Here is a 268-nt window from a genome sequence, read left to right on the forward strand (position 1 = left end):
TCATCAGCGGCGACGCTGACGAAATCATCGACGCGCGGCCCGCTCCAGCCCATTCGGCCGTCGGGTCAGTACCCCAGACCCCCGCCGTGCGGAGGGTGTGAGCGCTATGAGCATGTGGCATGGCATCGAGCATGTCTTCGTCGAGCAGAGCCTCGTGGCGGCCTTCGCCGTCATCGGCGCGCTGATCCTCGTCTCTAACCTCGCGGCCAAACACTTCACCAACGGCCGCGTCCACGGCTCGGCCATCGCCATCGTGCTGGGTCTGGTG

1 pseudogene is annotated in these 268 nt (G+C 66.4%); it reads left to right on the plus strand.

Going from position 1 to position 268, the window contains the following annotated elements:
* Positions 1–112: 112 nt before the first annotated feature.
* A pseudogene (locus KZZ06_RS23280) lies at positions 113–268 on the plus strand (hypothetical protein); the annotation flags it as partial.

It is taken from the genome of Sulfitobacter sp. CW3, from assembly GCF_019392245.1.
In the GTDB taxonomy this organism is placed as follows: Bacteria; Pseudomonadota; Alphaproteobacteria; order Rhodobacterales; family Rhodobacteraceae; genus Sulfitobacter.